Genomic DNA, 1,844 nt, shown 5'->3' with positions numbered 1-1,844 from the left:
CCATAAATGTGAGCAAGTTTGAACGATGAAGGACCGCACGCAGGCGATCATTGAGAGGTGTGCTCGCGCACTGTTGCGAGGAGACCCCGATACCGCGGTTGACCTCATCCAGTACCGGCTCGAACAAGCATTAAGGGACGACGAGTTCGCTTCTTCAGAAATCCTCTCGGCGCTTCAGCAGATTAGCCTGGAACGAAGCATAGCGCTCGTGCTGGTCGCAGTAGGGGACCTTTCCTACGCGGATACGGCAAACGCACTTAAAATTTCGACAGGTACGCTGATGTCGCGAATTGCTGCCGGAAGAGAGCAGTTGCGGTCGATCCTTGATGACGCAAAGCGTCCAGCGTCGTAACGAATGGCGCGGCGCGGCGGTGTGAAATTTCGGGTTAGGGCGCAAGGCGACTTCGATGCGCGTCTTGACGGCACCAGCGCAATCGTCGGCCCCGAAGAGAGAAAACTCGTGCCGCCCAGGTGCTCGACAACGTCGATGCGAACCACAAGGTCGGTGTCGCCTCTCCCGCGCTGCCGAAATGTTCGGGACGCACGCCGACGATGACCTTGCTTCCTGCTTCGGGATGCGGCGCCCGTCAGCGGTTGCGCGGTACGGGTAACGCGGACATCGGCGGCGAAGCGGTGCCATTAGCTCTCAACATTCATCTGGACATGCGGATCGTCGATCGGCTTCTTGAACCGAGCGGAATATTGTTCTGCCGCCATCTTGCGGGCCCACGACGGCTCGATAAGGGCGAACGGCCCGGTAAAGATGGGTCGCGTAGGCACCGATAGCCTTCCGATAGAATGCCATCTGGCCTGGTTCCGGGGCAACTGCGTTCCGCTCTGGCCCGAGCCTCATCTACAGGCGCGCAGGACCTCGGCCACAAGCTGGCGTTGATCGGCATGCAGCGCCGTGAGCCGTGCTGCGCCGGCAGCGCCAACACTGATTTCTAACGTCGATCTTGTACGAGCGCGGGACGGTCAAGTGTTGCTCTGGCCGGTTATGCTCCTCGCCACAAACATACGGATAGGGAGGGCGAAGTCGCCTTCCCCGAGTGCATTCGCACAATTTGCCAATACCAGCCTTGCGGAACGTCTGTCTCGAAGGATAGGCGCGGAACGCCTCGCCCGAAAAGATATGGTCCGTCTCGGGTGCAGGGGGTAAGGTAATTACGCCACCTTCGCCGGGTCATCAGCGATCCCTCCGTGACATGGCGTCTCCGGCAAAGGCAGGTCCGAATCTGTGGGCTGACCATGGAGCGACTGATGTTGAAGGACGGTGAAGGAGCCGAGGAGAGCCTCTTCAGCGGCGAGCAAGAGCTTCGCCTGTTGGTGGAGACGATTCCGACGCTGGTGTGGAGAGCCGCGCCCGACGGCAATATCGAATACGTGAACAAGCGTGTACTCGACTATTTTGGCGCGCCGCTCGGCGAAATCACTGGCTGGGGATGGGCGGAAAGAGTTCACCCCGAGGACGTCGCCTTCAAGGTAAAGAGCTGGCTCACAAATCTCGAGGCTGAAAGTCCTCACGATGTCGTCTGCAGATTTCGCGGGGCGGACGGCCAATATCGCTGGTTCAACGTGCGTGGAGAGCCACTGCGGGCAAGTGATGGCCGCGTGCTCCGCTGGTACGGCGTCCTGATCGACATCGATGAAGCCAAGAAGGCCGAGGACCGGCTGCGCCGCAGCGAAGCCCATCTGGCCGAAGCACAGAGGCTCAGTCACAGCGGTGCGACGGCCGCCAACAAGTCGAAGGTCCTCTTTTTCTCCGTGGAGGCTTACCGCATCTGGGGCTTTGATCCGACGCTGGGTATTCCGAGCTTTGAAGCGATGGCCGAACGGCTTCACCC

The 1,844-nt window shown here is 60.2% G+C and carries 3 protein-coding genes; 2 read left to right on the top strand and 1 reads right to left on the bottom strand.

Translation table 11 applies throughout. The features are described 5' to 3' along the window. Positions 1-25 precede the first annotated feature (25 nt). Entirely contained in the window at positions 26-352 is a 327-nt protein-coding gene (locus tag ACXJ7R_RS31590; RefSeq protein ID WP_457155235.1) for a sigma factor-like helix-turn-helix DNA-binding protein, read from the top strand. A gap of 287 nt (positions 353-639) precedes the next feature. Here ACXJ7R_RS31590 and ACXJ7R_RS31585 read toward each other — a convergent pair whose 3' ends face one another. Then, on the bottom strand, positions 640-780 hold the full coding sequence (locus tag ACXJ7R_RS31585) for a hypothetical protein (protein ID WP_457155234.1): 141 nt from the start codon (positions 778-780) through the stop codon (positions 640-642). 480 nt (positions 781-1,260) lie between these two features. Here ACXJ7R_RS31585 and ACXJ7R_RS31580 point away from each other — a divergent pair. Further along, positions 1,261-1,844, top strand: a 584-nt coding sequence (locus tag ACXJ7R_RS31580; protein WP_457155233.1) for a PAS domain-containing protein, incomplete at its 3' end; no start/stop codon positions are given.

The sequence above is a fragment of the Mesorhizobium sp. P5_C1 genome (assembly GCF_054049815.1).
The sequence above is the reverse complement of the archived record's forward strand: the minus strand, read 5'-3'. Positions and strand labels throughout refer to the sequence as shown.

Excerpts from the sequence above, each read along its gene's own strand:
- ACXJ7R_RS31590 (WP_457155235.1), top strand. The coding sequence starts at position 26 with ATGAAGGACCGCACGCAGGCGATCATTGAGAGGTGTGCTCGCGCACTG.